General features: G+C 66.8%; 24 protein-coding genes and 1 pseudogene. 11 read left to right on the top strand and 14 right to left on the bottom strand.

Going from position 1 to position 23,154, the window contains the following annotated elements:
• Window positions 1-12: 12 nt before the first annotated feature.
• The 3 genes from AC2JAJ_RS13485 to AC2JAJ_RS13475 form a co-directional block, all read right to left on the bottom strand.
• The gene (locus tag AC2JAJ_RS13485; RefSeq protein WP_473696653.1) at window positions 13-735 is read right to left on the bottom strand and encodes a flavodoxin family protein; all 723 of its coding nucleotides are present in this window, start codon (window positions 733-735) and stop codon (window positions 13-15) included.
• Window positions 736-753: 18 nt separating this feature from the next.
• The gene (locus AC2JAJ_RS13480; RefSeq protein ID WP_221386440.1) at window positions 754-1,362 is read right to left on the bottom strand and encodes a nitrobindin family protein; all 609 of its coding nucleotides are present in this window, start codon (window positions 1,360-1,362) and stop codon (window positions 754-756) included.
• 175 nt (window positions 1,363-1,537) lie between these two features.
• Entirely contained in the window at window positions 1,538-2,305 is a 768-nt protein-coding gene (locus AC2JAJ_RS13475; protein ID WP_486415484.1) for a permease, read from the bottom strand.
• A gap of 340 nt (window positions 2,306-2,645) precedes the next feature.
• Between AC2JAJ_RS13475 and AC2JAJ_RS13470 the strand changes: the two genes are divergently transcribed.
• The 11 genes and pseudogenes from AC2JAJ_RS13470 (at window position 2,646) to asd (ending at window position 12,786) form a co-directional block, all read left to right on the top strand.
• Window positions 2,646-3,344 (top strand): winged helix-turn-helix transcriptional regulator, encoded by a 699-nt coding sequence (locus AC2JAJ_RS13470; RefSeq protein ID WP_018769102.1) that lies wholly within the window; start codon window positions 2,646-2,648, stop codon window positions 3,342-3,344.
• 34 nt (window positions 3,345-3,378) lie between these two features.
• Window positions 3,379-4,351 (top strand): annotated as a pseudogene (mshD, locus tag AC2JAJ_RS13465) (mycothiol synthase).
• A 128-nt stretch (window positions 4,352-4,479) separates the two neighbouring features.
• Window positions 4,480-6,729 (top strand): RNA degradosome polyphosphate kinase, encoded by a 2,250-nt coding sequence (locus AC2JAJ_RS13460; protein ID WP_486415486.1) that lies wholly within the window; start codon window positions 4,480-4,482, stop codon window positions 6,727-6,729.
• A gap of 11 nt (window positions 6,730-6,740) precedes the next feature.
• Window positions 6,741-7,709, top strand: coding sequence for an NUDIX hydrolase (locus AC2JAJ_RS13455; protein ID WP_486415487.1), 969 nt, complete (start codon window positions 6,741-6,743; stop codon window positions 7,707-7,709).
• A gap of 42 nt (window positions 7,710-7,751) precedes the next feature.
• Complete coding sequence (locus AC2JAJ_RS13450) at window positions 7,752-8,555, top strand: thymidylate synthase (RefSeq protein ID WP_486415488.1); 804 nt, start codon at window positions 7,752-7,754, stop codon at window positions 8,553-8,555.
• Entirely contained in the window at window positions 8,552-9,136 is a 585-nt protein-coding gene (locus tag AC2JAJ_RS13445; RefSeq protein WP_486415489.1) for a dihydrofolate reductase, read from the top strand. The genes AC2JAJ_RS13450 and AC2JAJ_RS13445 overlap by 4 nt, the downstream gene beginning before the upstream one ends.
• A gap of 4 nt (window positions 9,137-9,140) precedes the next feature.
• A complete protein-coding gene (locus tag AC2JAJ_RS13440) occupies window positions 9,141-9,359 on the top strand; it encodes an NF038396 family protein (RefSeq protein WP_221386433.1) in 219 nt (72 codons plus the stop codon).
• Window positions 9,360-9,463: 104 nt separating this feature from the next.
• Entirely contained in the window at window positions 9,464-10,429 is a 966-nt protein-coding gene (locus AC2JAJ_RS13435) for a hypothetical protein (RefSeq protein ID WP_473696650.1), read from the top strand.
• A 19-nt stretch (window positions 10,430-10,448) separates the two neighbouring features.
• Window positions 10,449-11,111: a hypothetical protein gene (locus AC2JAJ_RS13430; RefSeq protein WP_473696649.1), complete on the top strand. Its 663-nt coding sequence runs from the start codon at window positions 10,449-10,451 to the stop codon at window positions 11,109-11,111.
• Window position 11,112: 1 nt separating this feature from the next.
• Complete coding sequence (locus AC2JAJ_RS13425) at window positions 11,113-11,547, top strand: hypothetical protein (RefSeq protein WP_221386430.1); 435 nt, start codon at window positions 11,113-11,115, stop codon at window positions 11,545-11,547.
• Window positions 11,548-11,655: 108 nt separating this feature from the next.
• The gene (asd, locus tag AC2JAJ_RS13420) at window positions 11,656-12,786 is read left to right on the top strand and encodes an aspartate-semialdehyde dehydrogenase (protein ID WP_486415490.1); all 1,131 of its coding nucleotides are present in this window, start codon (window positions 11,656-11,658) and stop codon (window positions 12,784-12,786) included.
• Between the two features lie 99 nt (window positions 12,787-12,885).
• Here the strand turns inward: asd and AC2JAJ_RS13415 are convergent, their stop codons facing one another.
• The 11 genes from AC2JAJ_RS13415 to AC2JAJ_RS13365 all read right to left on the bottom strand — a co-directional run bounded on the left by AC2JAJ_RS13415 (window position 12,886) and on the right by AC2JAJ_RS13365 (window position 23,111).
• Window positions 12,886-13,989, bottom strand: a complete 1,104-nt coding sequence (locus AC2JAJ_RS13415; RefSeq protein WP_501053159.1) for a DNA glycosylase AlkZ-like family protein — start codon at window positions 13,987-13,989, stop codon at window positions 12,886-12,888.
• Window positions 13,990-14,024: 35 nt separating this feature from the next.
• A complete protein-coding gene (locus AC2JAJ_RS13410) occupies window positions 14,025-15,092 on the bottom strand; it encodes a UDP-N-acetylmuramate dehydrogenase (protein WP_486415492.1) in 1,068 nt (355 codons plus the stop codon).
• Window positions 15,093-15,114: 22 nt separating this feature from the next.
• Entirely contained in the window at window positions 15,115-16,392 is a 1,278-nt protein-coding gene (locus tag AC2JAJ_RS13405) for an MFS transporter (protein ID WP_486415493.1), read from the bottom strand.
• A 10-nt stretch (window positions 16,393-16,402) separates the two neighbouring features.
• Window positions 16,403-16,840, bottom strand: coding sequence for a MaoC family dehydratase (locus AC2JAJ_RS13400; RefSeq protein WP_221386425.1), 438 nt, complete (start codon window positions 16,838-16,840; stop codon window positions 16,403-16,405).
• Between the two features lie 2 nt (window positions 16,841-16,842).
• On the bottom strand, window positions 16,843-17,304 hold the full coding sequence (locus tag AC2JAJ_RS13395; protein ID WP_221386424.1) for an FAS1-like dehydratase domain-containing protein: 462 nt from the start codon (window positions 17,302-17,304) through the stop codon (window positions 16,843-16,845).
• A gap of 65 nt (window positions 17,305-17,369) precedes the next feature.
• On the bottom strand, window positions 17,370-17,594 hold the full coding sequence (locus AC2JAJ_RS13390) for a DUF3188 domain-containing protein (RefSeq protein WP_486415494.1): 225 nt from the start codon (window positions 17,592-17,594) through the stop codon (window positions 17,370-17,372).
• A 20-nt stretch (window positions 17,595-17,614) separates the two neighbouring features.
• Entirely contained in the window at window positions 17,615-18,574 is a 960-nt protein-coding gene (locus AC2JAJ_RS13385; RefSeq protein ID WP_486415495.1) for a DUF2797 domain-containing protein, read from the bottom strand.
• Between the two features lie 29 nt (window positions 18,575-18,603).
• A complete protein-coding gene (locus tag AC2JAJ_RS13380; protein WP_486415496.1) occupies window positions 18,604-19,467 on the bottom strand; it encodes an HpcH/HpaI aldolase/citrate lyase family protein in 864 nt (287 codons plus the stop codon).
• A 166-nt stretch (window positions 19,468-19,633) separates the two neighbouring features.
• On the bottom strand, window positions 19,634-20,575 hold the full coding sequence (locus AC2JAJ_RS13375) for an aldo/keto reductase (RefSeq protein WP_486415497.1): 942 nt from the start codon (window positions 20,573-20,575) through the stop codon (window positions 19,634-19,636).
• A 31-nt stretch (window positions 20,576-20,606) separates the two neighbouring features.
• On the bottom strand, window positions 20,607-22,319 hold the full coding sequence (locus AC2JAJ_RS13370; protein ID WP_486415498.1) for a glycoside hydrolase family 13 protein: 1,713 nt from the start codon (window positions 22,317-22,319) through the stop codon (window positions 20,607-20,609).
• A gap of 135 nt (window positions 22,320-22,454) precedes the next feature.
• The gene (locus tag AC2JAJ_RS13365) at window positions 22,455-23,111 is read right to left on the bottom strand and encodes an SDR family oxidoreductase (protein ID WP_221386419.1); all 657 of its coding nucleotides are present in this window, start codon (window positions 23,109-23,111) and stop codon (window positions 22,455-22,457) included.
• Window positions 23,112-23,154 lie beyond the last annotated feature (43 nt).

Raw genomic sequence — 23,154 nt, 5'->3', positions numbered from 1 at the left:
AGTCTACGGGGGTCAGCGGTATTCCGGGTTTTCGAAATCGAAGCGGGTTCCGGCCGACCACTCCCGGGGCAGGTTTCCGTAGGCGGGGTAGCCGCCGGCGTCCTTGAGGATCCTGGCCAGGTGCAGCAGGTTCCAGGTCATGAAGGTGGTGTTCCGGTTGGTGAAGTCGCTTTCCGGGCCCCCGGACCCTTCATCCAGGTAGCTGGGGCCGGGGCCCACGGGCCCGATCCACCCGGCGTCGGCCTGCGGCGGGATGCTGAAGCCGATGTGTTGCAGGCTGTAGAGGATGTTCATGGAGCAGTGCTTGATGCCGTCCTCGTTGCCGGTGATCAGGCAGCCGCCGACCTTCGGGTAGAACGCCCATTGTCCTTTGCCGTTCAGTTCACCGGAATGGGCGTAGAGGCGTTCGATGAGCTTCTTCGTCTGGGAGGAGTTGTCCCCGAGCCAGATGGGACCCGCCACCACCACGATGTCGGCTTCCTGCACCGCAGGATAAAGGTCCGGCCACTCGTCCGTGGCCCAGCCGTACTGCGTCATGTCCGGGTACACGCCGCTGGCGATGTCGTGGTCGACAGTGCGGATCACCCGGGTGGTGACGCCCTGTTTTTCCATGATGCGGCGGCTGATCCTGATCAGGCCGTCCGTGTTGGATGTCTGGGGCGACTTCTTCAAGGTGCCGTTGAAGAACACGGCCTTGAGATCGCTGTAGTTCCTGGCTGTCCCTGCATCTTCCACGGCGGCGCTCCTTTGGGGTCAGGAAACCTTCTTCAGGAAGGCGGAGGCGTGGGCCTCGAGTCCCTTCCCGGTTTCTCCTCCTGTTGCGACGTCCCAGCGCCACAAAAGGTTCCCGTCCACCAGCCCGAAAATCCGGGTGGCGGCGCTGTAGTCCTTGGAATGGCTGCCCCGCATGACCATGTCGGTGGTCAGCTGGATCTGCGGGCCTTTGATCTGGCCGTAGTACAGCTCGCTGATCCCACCCGGGTGCGCTATGGATACGGAGATGTCGAAGCCGCCATCCTTGTTGCGGAGGGCTTCCACCTCGTCAGCACTTTTCAAGACCGGGACGATGTCTGCGGGCACCAGGCCGGGGCCGCCGTCGGCATCCAGCTGTTTGCGCTCCAAAGCCCAGAAGCCCGTCTCCACGGTGAGAGGCCGCAGGCGCGTGCCTTCGTCGTCGGTCAGCCAGCTCTCGGCGCGGTACTGCAGGTAAGGCAGCCCGTTGTGGGTGAAGGAGACATGCTGCTCGAAGTGCTCCGAGTCCTCGTCGCCGCTGCCGAGCCGGCCGCGGCCCTCCCACTCACCAATGAGCCAGGAAAGGGGCACGAGTTCGGGCGTCAGGTCTGTGGGAATCTCAATGGGCATTGGTATTACCTCGAGATACTGCCGGGTGCTCCGGAAGCGGGTTGTCTACTTCTGGCCCTTGAACAGGCGGTAGACCACGAAACCGGCGAACCAGGCCATGGACAGGCTCGCAATACCGAGCAGGACGAGGAAGAAGATTTCAAAAGCAAGTACGGACATGATGCCATCCTAACCGTTAGTAGATGAGTAGTTTGTCTATGAAGTAGGCAAGGGACCCCACCGCCGAGACGGGCGCGAGGCCCATGCTCAACGCAGCAAGGATATTCAGGGGCGCGCCGCGAAGGGTGGCGAGCCTGCGGAAGCTGGCCAGGACCGCGCCGACGACGACGCCGAAGATGGCGGCCGGCAGCACGGCAATGTCCGACAGCACCAGCCCCGCGAGCGGCCCCGCCAGTCCGGCAAGGACAATGCCCAGCGGCGCAACAATGCTGTCCGGCCACCGGATGAGCCCGGCGAGCAGGGCCACGGCCGCACTGATGGCCGCCACCAGCAGCATCTCGCGGACACCGTTGAACCGGGCGCTGGCAATCCAGCCGGCTCCGAGGCAGGACAGCAGTACGCCCACGCAGCATCCGAGCGTGGATTCCAGGCGCTGGGCCTGGCCAGTTCCGCGGATCAACTGCACCACGAACACGGCCATCATTCCCAGGGCCACGAAAGCCGGAGTCCAGTCGAGGTAGCCCGGGGCCGGGGCTGCGGCCGCGGCGACGGCGGCGCCGGCACCGGGCAGGGCGATGACCGCGGCCAGGGTCTTCTTCGCCGGAATCCTCAGGAAGTGCGGCCAGCCGAGGCCCACTGCGGCGGCGATCAAGACGCCCACCGCGGTGAGGACCTGCGGTGAGGCGTAGACGGCGGCGATGATGGCGATGAGTCCGGCGATCCCGACGACGCCGATCACCCAGGAGCCGAGCGAACGCACTGGGGCCTGCAGATCCGCCGTCATGCGGGGCCCGGCCTGTGCTTCGTCTGTGCACTCACTGCGCTGATTTCCCATCCTGGCGTCGGCCCGAAGGGCGGTCGGCCCCCTCATGGCAGGGCTGGTCCGCCCTGGTCCAATCCTGCCCTATATGAACCGCATATGTCGCAAAACGGGCTCCTCCCGGGCGTGGATCTGTGGTCCGGAACGCACTGCCGGGTATACTCAAGGTTCAGCTAAGCTCCCTGCTGAGGTGGCTGGCCGGCGGCGTGCTGACGGTCCAGGAACCTCCCGCAGGAAGCCAGTACCGGCCGGTGAGAATCCGGTTCAGTCGCCCAATGATGCGCGGACGGCCCTTGGAGGAACAATGTCGCACATCCTGTTACTGACCAACAGCACCGGTTCTTCGGTGGACATCCTGCCTGCCTTGGAACTGCTGAACCACCGGGTCCATATCCTCCCCGCCGAACCCACCGCCCTCCTGGAGACCGACCCCTGCGACATCGTCCTGCTGGACGCCCGCAAGGACCTGGTAGGGGCACGCTCCCTCACGCAGCTCCTGAAAGCCACCGGCCTCAGCGCTCCCCTGGTGCTGATCCTGACCGAAGGCGGCATGGCGGCCGTGTCCTCGGCCTGGGCGGTGGATGACATCGTCCTCGATTCCGCCGGTCCCGCCGAGGTGGAGGCCCGGATCCGGCTCTCGGTCGCCCGGGCGGTGCCCGAACAGGAGGACGCTCCCAGCGAGATCCGCGCCGCCGGCGTCATTATCGACGAGGCAAGCTACACCGCCCGCGTCAACGGGGCACCCCTGAACCTGACCTTCAAGGAGTTTGAACTCCTTAAATACCTGGCCCAGCACCCGGGCAGGGTGTTCACCCGCCAGCAGCTGCTCACCGAGGTGTGGGGCTACGACTATTACGGCGGCACCCGCACCGTGGACGTCCACGTTAGGCGCCTGCGCGCCAAGCTTGGCGCTGACCACGAAAACCTGATCAGCACGGTCAGGAACGTGGGTTACCGCCTCACCCTGGTCCGGCAGCAGGAAGATGAGCTTACCGAGGCCTGAGCGCGGATCCGCCGCCGGCGTATAGCCTTGCCTCATGACTCCAGCGCACCCGCAAAAGTGGCCCGTCCAGGTTGTCCGAGGCGGAGTTGACCCGCAGCTCCTGAAGGACTGCCGCGACCTGCTCGCCGCAGCCGAGGAATCAGACGGCAACCCCTCCATCTCCGAGCAGACGCTCGTGACCATGCGTGCCGGAAACTCCGCCGGGCACACGCTGCTGACCCTGGCCCTGTACGCCCCGGACGAGGATTCGGATCCGGCCACCGGCGAAGACCTGGCCGGGTTCGCCGTCGTGGTGGAAGAGCCGGACGGCAGTGGCATCCTGGAGATCGCCGTCCACCCGGCCTACCGCAACCAGGGAGTCGCGGACCGCCTGGTGGGTGCTCTCAAGGAAGCCCGCGGCTTTGACGGGCTGAAGGCCTGGTCCCACGGCAACCATGAAGCGGCTGCCGAGCTTGCCGCGCGGTACGGCTACGCTCCCGTGCGCGAGCTGTGGAAGATGCGGATGACGACGGCGGACACGGACCTGCCCGACGCCGGCCTTCCCGGACGGGGTCTCCATCCGCACCTTCGTGCCGGGCCAGGACGAGGAGGCCTGGCTGGCAGCCAACAAGGCCGCGTTCGCCCACCACCCGGAGCAGGGAAACCTGACCCGGGCTGACCTTGAGGCACGGATGGCGGAGGACTGGTTCGACCCCGCCGGCTTCTTCCTGGCCGAGGACCGGGACGGCCGGTTGCTGGGCTACCACTGGACCAAGGTCCACCCCCGGCACGGTGCGCACCCTGCAATCGGTGAGGTCTATGTTGTGGGCGTGGCGCCGGAGGCCCAGGGCATGGGGCTGGGCAGGGCGCTGACCATCACCGGCATCAGGCACCTCCGCGATTCCGGCCTGTCGGCAGTCATGCTCTATGTCGATGCGGACAACTCTGCCGCCGTTTCGCTCTACCGCCGGCTTGGTTTCAGCCGCTGGGACATGGATGTCATGTACGGCCCGGCCGCTGCAGGCTGATGGCCCGCCCGCAGGAACACTTTGCGGGCCAAAGACGGGGGCCGGGGGCCTGTGAATGCTTGTAAGGTTGAAATCGAACCGTGCGGGGCGGATGCGCCGGCAGCACACCGGCAGGTAAAGGAGAAGTCATGAACCCGGAACCGTCCGGAACAGCCACGCCAGAGGATGTTGCAGTGCCGGTGCGCGCCCGATTCGGTTCTTCCGAGGTACCGGCGTCACGGGCCACCCAGGACCGCATCGACATCCCGGAGTTCGCCCCGAACCTGCAGCCCGAAGGCGACATCCGCCCGGACCGGTTCCTGGACCGGGAACTGAGCTGGCTGGCCTTCAACGCACGGGTGCTGGAACTGGCTGAGGACCCCACCCTGCACCTGCTGGAGCGGGTCAACTTCCTGTCGATCTTCGCGTCCAACCTGGATGAGTTCTTCATGGTCCGGGTGGCAGGCCTGAAGCGCCGCATCGCCACGGGACTTGCGGTGCCGTCCCCCGCAGGCCTGAGCCCGGTGGAGGTGCTGGAAAGGATCAGCGAGGCTGCCCACCGGCTGCAGGAGCGGCACGCGCAGGTCTATGCCGACCAGATCCGGCCCGCCCTGGCCTACGAGCACATCCACCTCATGCAGTGGGAAGAACTCGACGACGCCGCCCAGCAGCAGCTCAGCGTGATGTTCGCCGAAAAAGTGTTCCCCATCCTCACCCCGCTGGCCGTCGACCCGGCCCACCCTTTCCCGTACATCTCCGGGTTGTCGCTGAACCTCGCCGTCGTGGTCCGGAACCCGGTCAGCGACAAGGAGCTCTTCGCCCGCGTCAAGGTGCCGGACCAGCTTCCCCGGCTGATTTCCATCGACGGTCCCCGCGCCGGCGCCGTGCCGGGCCGGGTGGCCCGGTTCATCTCCCTCGAGGATGTCATCGCCGTCCACCTGGACAAGCTGTTCCCGGGCATGGAGGTGCTGGAGCACCACAGCTTCCGCGTCACCCGCAACGAGGATGTCGAGGTGGAAGAGGACGACGCCGAGAACCTCCTGCAGGCCTTGGAAAAGGAACTGCTGCGCCGCCGCTTCGGGCCTCCGGTCAGGCTTGAGGTCACCACGGACATCAACCCGAACATCCGGTCGCTGCTGATCCGCGAACTGGGCGTTGAGGAATCCGAGGTGTACTCGGTGCCTGCTCCCCTGGACCTGCGCGGCCTGTCCGTGATCGCCGGGATCGACCGCGCGGACCTGCACTACCCCAAGCACATGCCGCACACCTCGCGGTACCTGAACGAGTCCGAAACCTCCAAGGCAGCGAATGTCTTCGCCGCCATGCGCCGCCGGGATATCCTGCTGCACCACCCGTACGACTCGTTCTCAACCTCGGTGCAGGCTTTCCTGGAGCAGGCCGCCGCGGACCCGAAAGTGCAGGCCATTAAGCAGACCCTGTACCGGACTTCCGGCGACTCCCCCATCGTCGACGCCCTGATCGACGCCGCCGAGGCCGGCAAGCAGGTTTTGGCCCTCGTGGAGATCAAGGCCAGGTTCGACGAACAGGCCAACATTTCCTGGGCGCGGAAGCTGGAACAGGCCGGGGTGCACGTGGTGTACGGCATCGTGGGCCTGAAGACGCACTGCAAGCTCTCGCTGGTGGTGCGCCAGGAGGTGGACGGGCTGCGCCGGTACTGCCACATCGGCACCGGCAACTACCACCCCCGCACCGCGCGCTACTACGAGGATCTGGGCCTGCTCACCGCCAACGACCAGGTGGGCGAGGACCTGTCCAAGCTGTTCAACCAGCTCTCCGGCTATGCCCCCAAATCCACGTTCAAGCGGCTGCTGGTGGCGCCACGGTCCGTGCGGTCCGGGCTGATCGACCGGATCGAAACGGAGATCCGCAATGCCCGCGCCGGCGTGCCCGGACGCGTGCAGATCAAGGTGAACTCCATGGTGGACGAAGCCATCATCGACTCCCTGTACCGAGCCTCCCAGGCAGGGGTGAAGGTCGACGTTGTGGTGCGCGGAATCTGCTCGCTGCGCCCCGGCGTTCCGGGCCTGAGCGACAACATCACCGTGCGCTCCATCCTGGGCAGGTTCCTGGAGCACTCGCGCGTGTTCGCCTTCGCCAACGGCGGGGACCCCGTGGTGTATATCGGATCCGCAGACATGATGCACCGCAACCTGGACCGCAGGGTGGAAGCCCTGGTCCAGCTGGCCAGCCCCGACGACATCGCGTACGTCCTTGACCTCATGCAACGCTACATGGCGCCGGAGACGTCGAGCTGGCACTTGGACAACGAAGGGAACTGGATACGGCACCACCTGTCTGAGGACGGGAAGCCGCTTGAAGACGTCCAGTCCTGGCTTCTGGCCTCCCGGCCCCGCCAGCGCAGCCTGAGCCGGCGATAAGGACCCCCGCATTGTCGAGCGACGCACTCGTAGCTGACCAGACAGACCATCCCGGGGAACCCATAGCGGTCGTCGCTGCCGGCGCCCTGCCGTGGCGGGTCACCAAGGAGCGGCTCGAAGTCCTCCTGATCCACCGGCCCCGGTATGACGACTGGTCCTGGCCGAAGGGGAAGATCGACGACGGCGAGACCGTCCCTGAGTGCGCCGTACGTGAGGTGCGCGAAGAGATAGGCCTCGACGCCCCGCTGGGTATCCCCCTGCCGCCGATCCATTACCACGTGGCGTCGGGCCTGAAGGTGGTGCACTACTGGGCGGTGAAGGCGAATGGCGCCCGCTTGGTTCCGGACGGCAAGGAGGTGGACAGCGTCATGTGGTGCAGCCCCGAAAGGGCCGCTTCGCTGCTGTCCAACCCGTCCGACGTCGTACCCCTTGAATACCTGCGCGAAGCCCACGTCCGCCGCGAGCTGGACACCTGGCCGCTGATCGTCCTCCGGCACGCCAAAGCCAAGCCCCGGTCGTCCTGGAGCAAGGCCGAAGGGGAGCGTCCGCTCGCCGCCACCGGAACACGGCAGGCGCAGGCAGTGGGCCGGATGCTGCAGGTGTGGAAGCCTTCCCGGGTGGTCACCAGCCCGTGGCTGCGCTGCGTGGCGACGGTGGCGCCCTATGCCAAGGCGTCAGGGGCGAAGGTGAAGCTGGTGGAGGCGCTGACGGAGCACCGGCACCACCGCAGTCCGAAGAAAACGGCGGGCGTGGTGGAGGCGCTGTTCGACAAGCAGCGGACGGTGGTGGTCTGCACGCACCGGCCCGCGCTTCCCACCGTGCTCCGGCAGGTGGCCGAGCACATGCCGGCCAGGCTGGCCAGCCTGCTTCCCGCGAAGGAACCCTACCTGGCGCCAGGGGAAGCCGTGGTGTGCCACGTGGCCAACGGAGGCAAGCACAAGATCGTGGCCGTGGAGCAATTCAAGCCGTTTGACGACTAGGTGCTTCGCAGTTCGCCAGTGCAGGCCAAGTAGACTTGGGGCGTGAGCATCCCAACGCCCTATGAAGACCTCCTGCGCGATGTCCTGGCCAACGGCACCCATAAATCGGACCGCACGGGCACCGGAACCACCAGTGTTTTCGGCCGCCAGATCCGCTTCGACCTCTCCGGGAGCTTCCCGCTGATCACCACAAAGCGGGTCCACTTCAAATCCGTGGCAGTGGAACTCCTGTGGTTCCTGCGCGGCGAAACCAACATCAAGTGGATGACGGACCAGGGCGTCACCATCTGGAACGAATGGGCAGACGAGGACGGCGACCTGGGCCCGGTCTACGGCGTGCAGTGGCGCAGCTGGCCCACCCCGGACGGCGGCCACATCGACCAGATCGCCGAGCTGGTGGAGAACCTGAAGTCCAACCCGGACTCGCGCCGCCACATCGTCTCTGCCTGGAATGTGTCCGAACTCAACGACATGGCGTTGCCGCCGTGCCACGCGTTCTTCCAGTTCTACGTGGCCAACGGCAAGCTCTCCTGCCAGCTCTACCAGCGCTCGGCGGACATGTTCCTGGGCGTGCCGTTCAACATCGCCTCCTATGCGCTGCTCACCTGCATGCTTGCCCAGCAGGTGGGGCTCGAACCGGGTGAATTCGTCTGGACCGGCGGTGACGTGCACATCTACGAAAACCACATGGACCAGGTCCTCAAGCAGCTGGAGCGCGAGCCCTACGAATATCCGCAGCTGAGGATCAACCGCAAGCCGGCGTCGATCTTCGACTACACCGTTGAGGACTTCGAAGTGGTGGGCTACCAGCACCACCCCACGATCAAGGCTCCGATCGCCGTATGAGCACCGAAAATTCCACGGATCCACAGTCCTTCACTGAGGAGCTGGCCGCTTCGGTGACCGGCGTCGGCCTGGTATGGGCCCAGACCTCCGACGGCGTCATCGGCAAGGACGGGGACATGCCTTGGCACCTGCCGGAGGACCTGAAGCACTTCACCCGGCTCACCACCGGGCACCCGGTCATCATGGGACGCAAGACCTGGCTGTCCTTCCCGGACAAGTACCGCCCCCTTCCCGGGCGCACGAACATCGTGATCACCCGGCAGAAGGACTGGGCCAACACGCCTGAGGCGGAGGGCGCCGTCGTGGTTCCTTCCCTGGACGATGCCCTCCTTGAGTCGCAGTTTGTCGACGGCGGCGAGACGGTATGGATCCTGGGCGGCGGCGAGGTCTTCCGCCAGTCAACCGAGCTCGCCAACGTCGCGGTGGTCACCACCATCGACGTGAAGGCCGACGGCGACACGTACGCCCCGGAGCTCGGCACCAGTTGGGAGGCGTCCGCCTCCGTCCCGCCGGACGGCTGGCTGACCGCCGCCAACGGCACGCGCTACCGATTCACCAAATGGTCACGGACCGAGGGCTAGGAACATGCTGAAGAAACCGGAAACCCTGTTCGTCCTGGGCTACATGCTGCTGCCGCTGCTGGCGCTGCTGTCCGCGATCGTGGGGCTGACCATGATCCTGGGCGGCAACAAGATCGCCGGGGCGATCGTGCTGGTGGTGGTGACGCAGGTCTTCGCGTTCGGTGCTTTCTTCGCCCTGCGCGCACGCAAGGCAGCGGTGCTGGAGCAGTCGGACCGGCGCTGATCCTCCCGGCTGCATGGGGAGGCCACCCCATCGCGGCCGGCCGGGTCCTGCCTTAGGCTGGGCCTGCAGCCGTCAGGAGCTGTTCGAATATTGGGGGAAGCCTGGTGACAGGAAACGTTTGGGGCGCCGACGTGGCACAGCTGCGGACGCTCGCGCAGCAGTTCAGCAAGACAGCGGACCTGCTGCAGCAACAGTCGACGCAGCTGAGCAGCCAGATCAACAACAGCCCGGCCTGGAAAGGGCGCGATGCCGAACACTTCCGGTCCAACTGGAACGGCAACCACCGGGCCCTTCTCCAGCAGACCGCGTCCCGGCTGAAGCAGGAATCGAAGCTGCTGCTCAAGAACGCCGACGAGCAGGAGAAGGCCAGCACGGACGGCCCTGCAGCCGATGGAGCACCGGGCACCGGGACGCCCGCCAGCAACAATGGCCCGCGCACGCCGGTTCCGGGACAGGGCAGCAACGACCCGTGGGGTCCGGACTGGCTCACGGATCCCGACTCCCCCTTCCGCGACGGCTGGGACATATACGGCCTCACGAAGGCTTTCCCTAACATACGTGCGGGCCTGTTCGACATTGGTGCCATGCTCCACAAGTCCCGGATCGGTGATTTCCTGGACCCCGCCGCGTGGAAAGCCTTCGAAAACTCCAACGAGTTCAGCAGGTTTTTCAACCTGTCCAACAATTTATTTGAAGGCAAATTCCATGAAGTTCTAAATCTGGCAAGCACCACCCAGGCGTTCAAGTACCTGGATGGCTTCAGCAAGGGCCTGGGCGCTGTGGGCGTGGGCCTGGACGCCTTGGATGCCTTCAACAATTTCAAAGAGGGCGATGTCGACGCCGGCAAGTATTCGTTGTTCAAGGTAGCGGTGGGGGCCGGATCGTTCGCTCCACCACCGGTAGGTACGGCCTGCATGGTTGCCAGTGGCGCACTCGCCTTGTACGACAACGTCCCCGTTATCCACGAGGCGGTGGACAAAGCCAAAGATAAGATCGTGGAAGGGGCAGAGGCCGTTGGCGGTGCCATCAGCGACGGCGTCGACGCAGTCGGCGACTTTTTCGGCTTCTAAGAACTGAGGAGAACAGTCAGTGACTGAAACAAGCACAGCCAGGGGCGCAGCCGCCGGACAAGGTTTCCCGGACGCCATCGGTTTTGGCTTCGCCGAGCTGGCACTTCTTCTGAGCCTGCGTCGAGGCCCTGAAGCAGAGGCATCTGCGAAGGCATTGCGGCTGGTGGAAGAACTGGACAACGCCTCCATGCTCGCTGCCGGCGCCTCCTCCCTGATAGCCCGTGGCGCAGCGACAGCGGAACCCGGTGGTGAACTTTCTGTCGTTGGACCGGTAGCAGCAGTAACGAGCGCTCTGACCGAGGCAGTCAAGCATGTCCAGATTAATCTCCTGACCGTTGACTCCGTGGACAATGTGCTGTCCGTAGAGTCGCCCAAATACCAGATACTCCTGCAGCCCCGTGCGTACCTCAGCTGGTTTGCGATGGCCCAGCGTCCCGACGCCACGCCCGCAGAAGCGAACTTTTACATAATCCGCAAGCACCTTGAAGACCATCCGTCGGGAGGTGCCACCGTCCGGCTCCTGCAAGACGATACGAAGACGCAGCTTCTCGTCAAACGCAGCGGGCCGGGGTGGGCGGTTGGGTACGGCGCCATCGACTCTCCCTCCGCACCCATCCAGGAAATTACAGGCCTCACAGACGACCAGGTCTTGGATCACATCCGTTCAATCCGACAGGACTAAGGTGCAGAACCGCATTCCGGGCAGCAACACGGGCAATGGCTCCAACTCAGACGACCAAGTCCGCGCCGAACACGAAAAGGCGCTGGAGCGCGGCGAAAAGAGAGTCCTGTTTCGCACTGTGAACGGTGACCTGTACAGCTATGCGAAGGACGAACTCGGGGTGGTGAACGCCAGCTCACATCCTCAGGTTAGGTCTGCCTTCGGTTTCCTGGTGCTGGGGGCTGTCTTTGCTGCCGTTGCCGTCGTCTCCATCGTGCTGGTAGCAGGACCCATGACCAGGGGTCAAGACCCGATGTGGGACTCCCTTTTCCTGACCGTGCTGGGAGTCGCGGGCGTCCTTTACGCCGTTCGAATGGCGAAGGTGGCTTCAAGGGCAAAACGCCTGCGGGCGGAACGGGGCGTTCCCGAGCCCACAGGCCGCCAGTTGGACTGGTAGCAGCGAGCGGTTGTTCCGAGGTGCGTGCCGCCGTCGTACCTTGCCAAGCCGCCCACGGCGTGACGTAACCGACTGCGCCCTGCCGGTTCCGAAGTCTAAACTGTACGAATGACTACAGCAGCTACCCCTTCCGTCGGCCTGGTCGGATGGCGCGGCATGGTCGGTTCCGTCCTCATGCAGCGCATGCAGGACGAGGGCGACTTCGCCAACATCAACCCGGTGTTCTTCTCCACTTCCAACGCGGGAGGTGCCGCGCCTTCCTTCGCCGAAGGCGCAGGCAAGCTCGAAAACGCGTTCGACGTCGACACGCTGGCCAAGCTGCCCATTATTGTCACCGCCCAGGGCGGCGACTACACCAAGCAGGTCCACGGCGAGCTGCGCAGCCGCGGCTGGGACGGCCTCTGGATCGACGCCGCCTCCACCCTGCGCATGAACGACGACTCGATCATCGTGCTGGACCCCATCAACCGCGACGTCATTGATAAGGGCCTGGTCAACGGCACCAAGGACTTCATCGGCGGCAACTGCACCGTCTCCTGCATGCTGATGGGCCTTGGCGGCCTGTTCAAGAACGGACTGGTGGAGTGGGGAACCTCCATGACCTACCAGGCTGCCTCCGGCGGCGGGGCCCGGCACATGCGAGAGCTGCTCAGCCAGTTCGGCACGCTCAACGCCGAGGTCAGCACGGAACTGGACGACCCGGCGTCGGCCATCCTGGACATCGACCGCAAGGTCCTGGCCCACCAGCGCACAGACATCGACGCCACCCAGTTCGGCGTGCCCCTGGCCGGCTCGCTGATCCCCTGGATCGACGCGGACCTGGGCAACGGGCAGTCCAAGGAAGAGTGGAAGGCCGGAGTCGAAACCAACAAGATCCTGGGCACCGCGGACGAAAACCGCGTGGTCATGGACGGTCTCTGCGTCCGCATCGGTGCCATGCGCTCCCACTCCCAGGCCCTGACCCTGAAGCTCCGCGAGGACCTGTCCGTCGCCGAGATCGAGAAGCTGCTGGACGAGGACAACCAGTGGGCCAAGGTGGTTCCCAACACCAAGGAAGCCTCCATGGCCGAGCTGACCCCCGTCGCGGCTTCCGGCACCCTGGACATCCCCGTGGGCCGCATCCGCAAGATGGAGATGGGCCCGCAGTACATCAGCGCGTTCACCGTCGGCGACCAGCTCCTCTGGGGCGCCGCCGAGCCGCTGCGCCGCATGCTCAACATCGCCACCGGCAACCTGTAACGCCTACAGCTGCTTCACGAGCGGCCCTGCCCCGCACGAACGGTGCTGCCCAGCACCGGTTATGCGGGGCAGGGCCGCTTATGCGAGCGGGCAAGCTGGTCAGGCGGCCAGGAACGCCAGGTAGCGCCGGGCGGCCTTGGTGAGGGCTGCCTGCGCTGCGGGGCCCAGCGTCGCGGTCCCGTCAAAGAGTTCAGGTACGACGGCGGCGCCCGGCCCAGAGCCCTGCAGCGCCCAGGTGCCCACCACCTTCCCCGCCGCGACGACCGTCTTCTTGAACACACCGTTACCGCCGGGAACGATCAGGTCGGAGTGCTCCGGCACCAGGACGGCCGACCGGTCCGTGTAGCCGAGGACGAACTCATCGAACCCGGGCAGCAGATGTATGGACCGGGCGCCGGGAAGTCCGGAGTCCAGGAGGGCCGCCACATCCGGTGAGAGCCAGTAGCCGGCACCCTCGAACTCCAGTTCCACCAGCCCGTCCCGGACGCTTTCAAAAGCAGCCCGCACCTCGGTCAGCGGCAGCTGGGTCCACCAGGCGAAGTCGCGGAGCGTTGCCGGGCCGTGGCTGCGGAAATAGCGGAGCGCGAACTCCGCGATCCCCTCCTCGCGGCCGAGGCTGCGGGACTCTGGGATCCATTGCTCGAAGGCGGCGATCAGCTGCTGGTTTCCCGACAGCGGACCCAGTACCAGCCAACCATGCCGGCACAGCGAGCCGAGCAGATGGATCCCCCTTTGGCCTTGGGTCGGCTGGCCGGCGGCGTCGAAGACCCGGAACAGGTCGGCGCGGCTGACCGGACCTTCAGCCGAGATGTGCTCCAGCGCGATGTCCCGGGCCTTTTCGATATCCGCCCACGTGATCTCCAGCTGCCGGTGCCGGCCTGCAATGCTTTTGGTGAGCCGCTCGGCCGTGAGTTCCAGCATCCAGCCCAGGTCCTCCGGTGCCACCAAATGCAGCGTTCCGCGCATGGGCCAGGACCTGGCCACAGTCCCGGCATCTATGGCGGCCCGCACATCGGAGAGTCCTGCTGCGGGCACGCGGACACCCACGGCCCACAGCGCCGCCTGCAGGTCCTGCGCCTGCATCGCGGTCATCCAGCGGACCAGGTCAGATGCCGTCGCCGCGGCCTCGCCCACGAGCCGCTGGGATGCCAGCCGGAGCCGTCCCACAATCCTGCGGTCGCGCAGGGAAGCGTGTGCAGCCATGGCCCCATCCTAGGCCTGGTCACGGCCGGGAATGCCTACAGTTCCAGGCCAATCAACAGCGGCTCCGGGTGCAGCGAAATGCCGAAGCAGCGTTCGACGCCGGCACGCACCTCCCGGGCGACGGCCACCATGTCCGCGGCGCTGGCTGCGCCGCGGTTGGTGATGGCGAGCGTGTGCTTGGTGGACAAGGAGGCCCGGCCACCCGACACGCCGTCGGGCTCCAGGCCGAAGCCCTTGCCGAATCCTGCCTGGTCAATCAGCCAGGCGGCGGAGAGCTTCACCAGGCCATCGCTTCCGGCCGGGTAGCGGGGAGCCGTTTCCGGCAGCCTGTCCGCCACCTCGGCGGGCACGATGGGGTTGGTGAAGAACGAGCCCGTGGAGTACGTGTCCCGGTCCGCAGCGTCCCACACCATGCCCTTGGAAGCACGGAGCCGCAGGACCTCCCGGCGGACGTCGTTGGAGTATGCCCGCTTGCCCGGCTCCACGCCAAGCGACCGGGCGAGCTCGGCGTAGCGGATAGGCGCGCTCATCCGGCCCAGCGGCAGCTGGAATTCCACCGTCAACACGATGTACCGCGGAGAGCCGTTCACCGTGGTCTGTTTAAGGATGGAGTCGCGGTAGCCGAACTTCAGCTCGGAGTTGGTGAAGGTCCTCACGGCGTTCTGTTCGCGGTCCCAGGTGCGGACGGCTGCGATGGTCTGGGAGACCTCGGCGCCGTAGGCACCAACGTTCTGCACCGGCGTCGCCCCGGTGGAGCCCGGGATGCCGGACAGGGCCTCGATCCCGGACCAGGCGTGGCGGACGGCGTGCTCCACCAGTTTGTCCCAGTTGTGGCCGGCCTGCACCACCACGGCCACTCCGCCGCAGGAGTCCTCCGCGTTGACGGTGAACCCCTCGGAGGCGATCTTCACGACGGTTCCGGCGAACCCGTCGTCGGACACCAGGAGATTGGAGCCTCCGCTGATGATGAGGACCTGCTCCCCCGCCGCATCCGCCGACCGCACGGCGTCGATGATCTCAGCCTCGGTCCGGGCCTCGACGAACTTGCCGGCGGGGCCACCGACGGCGGACGTGGTCAGGGAGGAAAGCAGGGTTGGAGTCACCCGTCCACAATACTAGGGAAACCTAGGCAGCCTTCCGGGCCACCGGCGACAGGACGAAGCTCACCGCAAGCATCACCATGACCGCCAGCAGCGAATGCAGGATGCCCACGTGTTCGGCCAGCAGGCCCAGCAGCGGTGGTCCGCAGAGGAACGCGGCGTAGCCGATGGTGGACACCACGGAGACCCGGGCGGCGGCCATGGCCGGGTCATCGGCCGCGGCGGACATGCCCACCGGGAAGCCGAGGGAGGCGCCCAGCCCCCAGGCGGCAAGTCCCACGTAGGCCAGCCAGGGCGCGGTGGCGAAGACGAACACGCCCAGGCCCACGACAGCCAGGGCGGCGCACCATCGCATGACCGGCACGCGGCCAAAGCGGTCCAGCACGACTGTTCCGGCGAAGCGTCCGATGGTCATGAATGTCACGAACAGTCCGTAGCCGGCGGCGCCGGCAGCATCGGTCTGGCCGTGGCCGTCCGCCAGGGCAAGGGCCACCCAGTCCCCCGCAGCGCCCTCGGCCAGTGCGAGGCCCAGCACCAGGACGCCCAGCAGCAGGGTCCGCCGGTCCCGCCACGCCTGCGCTATCTTGCGTTTGTTGTCCAGCGGTGCGCCACCGGATGCGGTTCCGGCGGCAATGACGGGGATGGGACCGGTGACCGGGTCCTCGAAGTTGTCCGGGACGTAGGCGCGCTCCCCCGCCGCGGGGGTGATGTCGGCACGGAACCGGGCCGCCGCCGTCGCCACCGACACCGCGACCACCGCACCTGCCGCAGCGAGGTGCCAGAACACCGGCAGGGACACTGCCGCGGCACCTGCGCCCAGTCCGGCGCCCGCAACGGTCCCCAGGCTGAACGCGCCGTGCAGCCGCGGCATGATGTGCCGGCCCACGGCCCGTTCCACCGCGGCGCCTTCAACGTTGGACGCCGTGTTCCAGCTGCCGGTACCCAGTCCGATGACTGCCAGCCCCGCGGCTGTGGCCACCGGGCTGGATAGCACGGTTGTGCCAAAACCGGTAGCCAGCAGGCCGGCACCCACCATGATGCTTCCGGTCCGGATGGTCCGCTTGGATCCCAGCCGCAGCACCACCAGCCCTGATGCTGAGACGGAGGCGAAGGATCCCAGCGTCATGCAGAGCAGGAGGATCCCGATGTTGCCGGGAGTGAGGTCCAGCGCGTCCCGGATGGCCGGAAGCCGGGAAACCCAGGAGGCGAAGGCGAGGCCGCTGGCTGCATAGGCCACCACCACCGCGTTGCGCCACTGCCTTACCTCAAGGGAGGTGGCCGCGGTTCCCGCGCCTGCGCTCAAGGGCGGGCGCTCAAGACAGCTTGACGAGCGCCTGGGCCTTCATCAGGACCTTCTGCCCGGCCGAGACGACGGTGAGGTCCACGCGCGCGGTGCCGGCATCGGCGTCGAGCTTGCCGATGGTGCCGCTGACCTCAATGGTGGCACCGGGCTCCTGCGTGCCCGTGGTGTCGGCGACCAGGACGGGCTTGGTGAAGCGGGTCTGGAAATCGACGACGGCGCCCGGGTCACCCGCCCAGTCGCTGACCAGCTGGACAGCGGAGCCCATGGTGAACATGCCGTGGGCGATGACGCCGGGCAGTTCCACGCTGGTGGCGAAGGCCTCGTTCCAGTGGATGGGGTTGAAGTCGCCGGACGCGCCGGCGTACTTGACCAGGTCGGTGCGGGTGACCTCGATGGTGCGGCTGCCGATCTCCTGGCCGGCGCTGAGTTCGTTGAAGGTGGGGCTCATGGTTACTGTCCCTCTCCGCGGACCAGGATGGATGACGTGGTGGTGGTGACGTGTTCGCGGGCGTCGCCGTCGCCGAGGGCGAAGATCTCGGAACGGGTGGTGATCATGGCGCCGCCGCCCATGGCCCGGACGCCGTCGACGTGCAGTTCCGCGATGAGGCGGTCCCCGGCGACGATGGGCCGGTGGTGCGTGAAGCGCTGGTCGGCGTGGACCACGCGGGAGAAATCGATGCCGGCTGCCGGATCCTCGATCAGCTGGGCGTCGGCGCGCTGGGCGATGATGATGGCGAACGTGGGCGGGGCCACGAGGTCGCGGTGGCCCAGGGCCTTGGCTGCGTCGAGGTCGAAATGTGCAGGGTGGGTGGCTTTGACGGCGCGGGCAAACTCGCGGATCTTCTCGCGTCCGACGTCGTACACCTCTGCGGCAGGGTAGCTTCGCCCCTGCAGGTCCGGATTGATAGTCATGGCCTCCAGCCTATCGCCCGGTCAGTGGCGGCCGGAAAAGCCCACCGGTACCGTTCCGGCGGCGGCTAGCGGCGGAGGTTCTTGCGGATCGCCTGGCCGCGGACCACGATGCCGGCCACATGCAGGACGAGGCCCAGACCGATCAGCGACAGGGAGGCCATCGCCAGCCCCTGGTTGCCGCTGGTGTTGCCTACCAGGTTGAGGATGATGCCGACGGCGATCAGTCCCATCGCGCTGAAGACCAGGACTTTGTAGCGGGTTGGCGCGGTGGCCCAGAATTCGTTCAGCACCCAGCCAGTTTACCGGGCCGTCAGAACAGGGACTCCTGGATCGCCGGCACCGCCGAGGCATAGTCACCCAGGACGATGGTCCGGGCGGCCAGTTGGGACAGGTTGACCACGAACTCGGCACCGGTGCCGTCCAGCCGGGCCAGTGCGTTCGGCCCGCTCAGCGCGGCGATGTCGAAGCCGTGCCGGCCTGTGTCCAGCGGGTGCGGGTAGGCGTGGCGTAAAGCGTCACTCCCGTAGAGGGCGTCGGCCCGGGCCGGCCGGACCCATTGCTCCTCCACCGCCTCGAAGCCGTCGACGGCGGTGCGCGCCAGCAGCGCCCGCACCTGGGCGGCGGCGCGGGCATTGATGGCGTCCAGCTGCCTGGGCGGGAGCGGCTGCAGCAGGGCGTCCGCCTTGGCTGCGGACCGGATCTGCTGCGTCAACCCGGCTTCCGAGCTCACCAGGTCCTCGAGGATACGCACCACCCGGCCGTCCTCCGCCCGCGCCACGTACCTCGCGGCGGCGGCGCCCTGCTCCGCGAGCCGGTTCCACTTCCGAGGGCCGGACGCCGTCCCCACCTTGGTGGCACCGCCGGCGAAGGTGGCCACATAGAGCCAGTGTTCCTGCATCAGGTAGTCCCGCAGCCCCGGAGTGACCCGGCCGCCGCGGTGGAAGTCGTGCATCAGCCGGGATTCGTCCAGCATGAAGCAGCGCCCGCACTGCCTTCCCTTCGATGCCGGGGCCCCAGCCGTACACAGGATGTGTTCCCGCCGCGACGGGGAATGAACCACCACGTGCCCCAGGCAGGACCTGCCCGGCTGGACCACCTCAAAGCCCAGGCGCGCGCCGGCGTGGAGGCCGAGCTGCCGGAACTCCCCGTCCGGTGACTGGAGGCGCAAAACCGGGGCACCGCCGTCGTCAGCTGCCATGGCGGCGCCCGCTGCCTTGGAAGCCGGCCCATCCCAAAAGACCCCGTGGACCAGATAGCGGGTATCGGTCAACGGGGCCTCCTGAAGATATGTGGGCGGCACTACAGTGCGGGCTGCACCCCGAAGGCGACCGCGAGCTTCATGATCTTCTCGGCGCGGCCCAGGCGGGGCAGGTCGGAGCCGTCACGGATGACGCGGCCGTTGGCTTCGAAGTCCGCCATGAAGTCGGTGGCCCAGGCGACGTCGGACGGCGTGGGGCTGATGACCTCGTTGATGACGGGGGTCTGGTCGATGGCCAGGCACAGCTTGCCGGTCATGCCCATCATCACGGTAATGCCGGTCTGCTCGCGCAGGATGGGGTGGTTGGTGCCCACGGTGGGTCCGTCGATGGGGCCCGGCAGGTTGCCCACGCGGCTGGCCACGACGAGCTTGGCGCGCGGGTAGGCCATGGCCTCGGGGGTGGCGGCCATGCCGGTGTCGCGGCGGAAGTCGCCGGAGCCGAAGGCCAGGCGGAAGGCGCCCTGGGCCTTGGCGATGTTGTTCGCTTCCTCGATGCCGACGGCGGATTCCACCAACGGAATGACGGGGGTCTTGCCGTCCATGCGGTGGTAGCTCTCGGTGACCTGGTCCGCGGATTCGGTCTTGGCGAGCATGACGCCGAGCAGGCCGGGGGTGCCCCGCAGGCCGGCAAGGTCATCGGCCCAGAACGGGCTGGTGGCGTCGTTGATTCGGACCCAGGCCTTGCCGCCGGCCGTGAGCCAGTCGATCACGTTGTTCCGGGCCTGGTCCTTCTGGGAAGGGTCCACGGCATCTTCAATATCCAGGATGATCGAGTCGGCGCGGGACACGGCCGACTGGTCGAACAGTTCCGGCTTCATGGCGTTCACGAGGAGCCAGGAGCGGGCGATCTCTGCAGGGATATTGCGTTCCGGCCTTACGGTCTCGGTGGCGATGGTAGACGTCATGTATCTACCGTATCCGGCCCGCAAGCGGCGCGGTGAAGAAAACGGCCAGCTTGTGAGGATCAATACGAACTAAACGGGATATGACCGGTCCCGTGGCGAATGCAGGTAGCAGCAAGTGCCGTTCCGGGCTCCAAAACGGCACTTGCTGCTACGTGGTTGGGTGAGGTCAGGGGATGTTGCTGCCCCGCGCCGTCACCCAGAGTTTGTACCAGTCGGGCCGCGACATGGCCTCCGCCACGCGGGCGGCGTCGGCGCAGGCCCGGATCCGGTCCGGGTTGACCGTTCCGATCACCGGGGCGATGCCTGCCGGGTGCTTCATCAGCCAGCCCAGCAGCACAGCTTCGCCGGTGGTGCCGTACCCCGCCGCCAGCTGCGCCACGAGTTCCGTGGTGGCTGCCTCCGGGGAAGCCGGGGTCTCCGGTTCCACGCCGGTATAAGCCCCGCGGGCCAGCGAACCATAGGCCTGCAGCGTGATGTTGTTGCGCGTGCAGAACTCCACGGTGCCGTGCGGGAAGCTGTAGTCCAGGTGGCCGGGATGGTTGACCAGGACCTGGCTCTCCAGCCAGGCGCGCTTGAGCAGGCTCATTTCAAGCTGGTTTGCCACCACCGGCGTCTCCAGCCGGTCCTGCAGCGCCTCAATCTGCGGCCCGGACATGTTGGAGACACCCAGCTGCCGGACCTTGCCTTCCGCCATCAGCTGCCCGACGGCGGATGCCACCTCGGCAGGATCGGACAGGGGGTCGGGGCGGTGCAGCAGGAGAATGTCGACGTAGTCCGTCCGGAGCCTTTTGAGGCTGCCGTTGACACGCTCAAGGATGGCTTCGCGGCTGAGGTCGTAGTGCGTTTGGAGGCCGCGCTCATTGAGCCTGATGCCGCACTTGGTTTGCAGCCTGATGCGTTCCCGGAGCCCCGGCGTGGCCGCGAGGACCTCACCAAAGACCGCCTCCGACTTGCCGTTCCGGTAGATGTCCGCATGGTCGAACAAGGTGATGCCGGCGTCCAGGGCGGCCTGGACGGCAGCCGCGGCCTCGTCCACATGGTGGCTGCCATGTGGCTCGTCGGACCAGCTGCCGCCCAGGCCCATGCACCCGTAGATCAGCTCCCGCATCAGCGGGCCGCGCCTTCGCCGCGGCCGCGCATCAGCGCAGCCATGCGGTGGTGTTGGCGGGCAGCTTGCCGTCCTCGAGCGGGGCGCTGCTGACCAGCACCTTGCCGGCCGGAAGGTCCACGGCGGTGTTCCCGAAGTTGGTCACGGACTGCCAGCCGTTGGGGCGCCTGAAGTGCAGCACGTCAGGATTGCCGCTTTCCACCCATTCGAGGTCCTCGCTTGTCTGCAGTTCCCGGCGCAGCTTGAGGGCCGTCCGGTAGAGCTCCAGGGTGGAGCCTTCCGTTCCGTCCTGGGCCTCGACGGCGTACTTGCTGAACCAGTCCGGCTGCGGCAGGTGGGAACCGCCGTCGCCGAAGCCGAAGGAGGTTCCCTCCACCTTCCACGGCAGCGGCACGCGGCAGCCGTCGCGGCCGATCTCCACTCCCTTGTTGCGGAAGAAGGACGGGTCCTGCCGCTCGGAGTCCGGAATCTCGGCAACCTCCTGCAGGCCCAGCTCCTCACCCTGGTAGAGGTAGGCGGAGCCCGGCACAGCGAGCATCAGCAAGGTGGCAGCGCGGGCACGGCGCTCGCCGAGTTCAACATCCAGCTGGTCCTTCGGGCCGCCTGCGAGCAGCCAGTCCTTGCCGTCCTGGCCCTTGGTGCCGGCCTTTTCCTTGGCCACCTGCGGCAGGCCGTAGCGGGTGGCATGGCGGACGACGTCGTGGTTGGAGAAGACCCAGGTGGAGGAAGCGCCGGTGGCGGCGGCCTCCGCGAGGTTGCGGGTGATGATTTCCCGGTACTCCGCCGCGTCGAAATCGGCCTGCAGCAGGTCGAAGTTGAAGGCCTGGCCAAGGCCCTGGGGGCTCGCGTAGCGGGCGCGGCGGGTGGCGTGCACCCAGGCTTCGGCGACGGCGGTGCGCGGAGGGTTGTATTCGTTGAACACTTCGCGCCATTCGGCGTAGATCTCATGGACTTCGTCCCGGTCCCAGAACGGGTGCGTGCCGTCGTCGAACCCGTCCACGCCGGTGTTGGCCGCGCTCAGTTCCAGCTTGGAGAGCAGCGGCTCGGTGAGGTCCTTGGTGAGGGCGTGGGCCACGTCCACGCGGAAGCCGTCAACGCCGCGGTCGGACCAGAAGCGCAGGGTCTTGAGGAAGTCCTCGCGGATTTCCCGGTTGGACCAGTTCAGGTCCGGCTGCTCCTTGGCGAAGATGTGCATGTACCACTGGCCCGGGGTGCCGTCCGGCTCAGTGATGCGCTCCCAGGCGGGCCCGCCGAACACGGAGTCCCAGTCCGACGGCGGGAACTCGCCGTTGGGGCCCTTGCCGTCGCGGAAGATGTAGCGGTCGCGGGCAGGTGAGCCCTTCGGCGAGGCCAGGGCCTCCTGGAACCACTTGTGCCGGTTCGAGGAGTGGTTGGGGACGATGTCGGCAATCAGCTTGATGCCGGCCCCGTGCAGGGCCTTGGCCATCTCGTCGAAGTCCTCCAAAGTGCCCAGCTTGGGGTCCACGTCGCGGTAGTCGTCAACGTCGTAGCCGCCGTCAGCCAGGGCCGAAGGGTAGAAGGGGCTCAGCCAGACGGCGTCGATACCCAGCGTTTTCAGGTACGGGACCTTCGCCGTGATGCCCTTGAGGTCGCCGATGCCGTCGCCGTTGGAGTCGGCGAAGCTGCGCGGGTAGATCTGGTACACGGACGCCTGGCGCCACCAGTTCGGGTCAGCCAGACGGTCAGAGTCGGACAGGGTTGCCAAGGTGGCAGTGGTGGACAAGGCTCGATCCTTTTCTTCAGCAAGGGGGATATTTATTTTGAATCTAAATTTACTTCCGGATCCATTATTCGCGCCCTGCAGGGGAAGGTCAACAGCATCCCGGCACCGGTCCCCGGACCAACTGTCCGGGACCGGCTACGGCCGCGGTTCCAAGGCTGCTGCCACGGGCAGCGTGCCGTCCCGGAATTCAATGGTCCGGCCAGCGGTTTGCGGCAGGTCCAGAACTGCCGCCGCCACGATCGCCGTGTTGGCCCGTGAGGTTTCCCGGGAGCCCCCGGGCGCCGGATCGACGTCGATCAGCCCGGTCCCGGGCTTGTCCGTCAGCGCTCCGGGGCCCAGGATGGTCCACGCCAGTCCGCTGCCGCGCAGGTATTCGTCCGCGGCCGCCTTGGCCTCCGCATAGGCGTAGAAGCTGTTGTCTTCCGGCACGCCGTGGTTTTTGCCGGCACCCAGGTAGGAGACCATGACATACCGGTCCACCCCGGCCTGGGCTGCGGCATCCATCGACCGGATGGCGGCGTCCCGGTCCACGGCGTAGGTGCGGCCCGGGTTGCCGCCGCCGGCGCCGGCGGACCAGACCACGGCGTCGTGGCCTTCCAGCGCCTCGGCGATGTCCGCCGTCGTTGCATTCTCCACGTCCAGGACCACCGGCGTGGCACCGGCACCCGCAACGTCGGCGGAATGGTCCGGATTCCGGATGAACGAGGTGACGCTGTGGCCCTCGTCGGCAAGCATGGCGGACAGGAGGAGGGCCACTTTGCCGTGGCCGCCGATGATGGCGATGCGTGTCATGCACCCATTCTGCCTGCCCCGGGGATAATTCCAAGGGCCCAGG

Source organism: Arthrobacter sp. MOO21, assembly GCF_057369995.2.
This window is presented reverse-complemented; position numbering and strand designations above follow the sequence as displayed.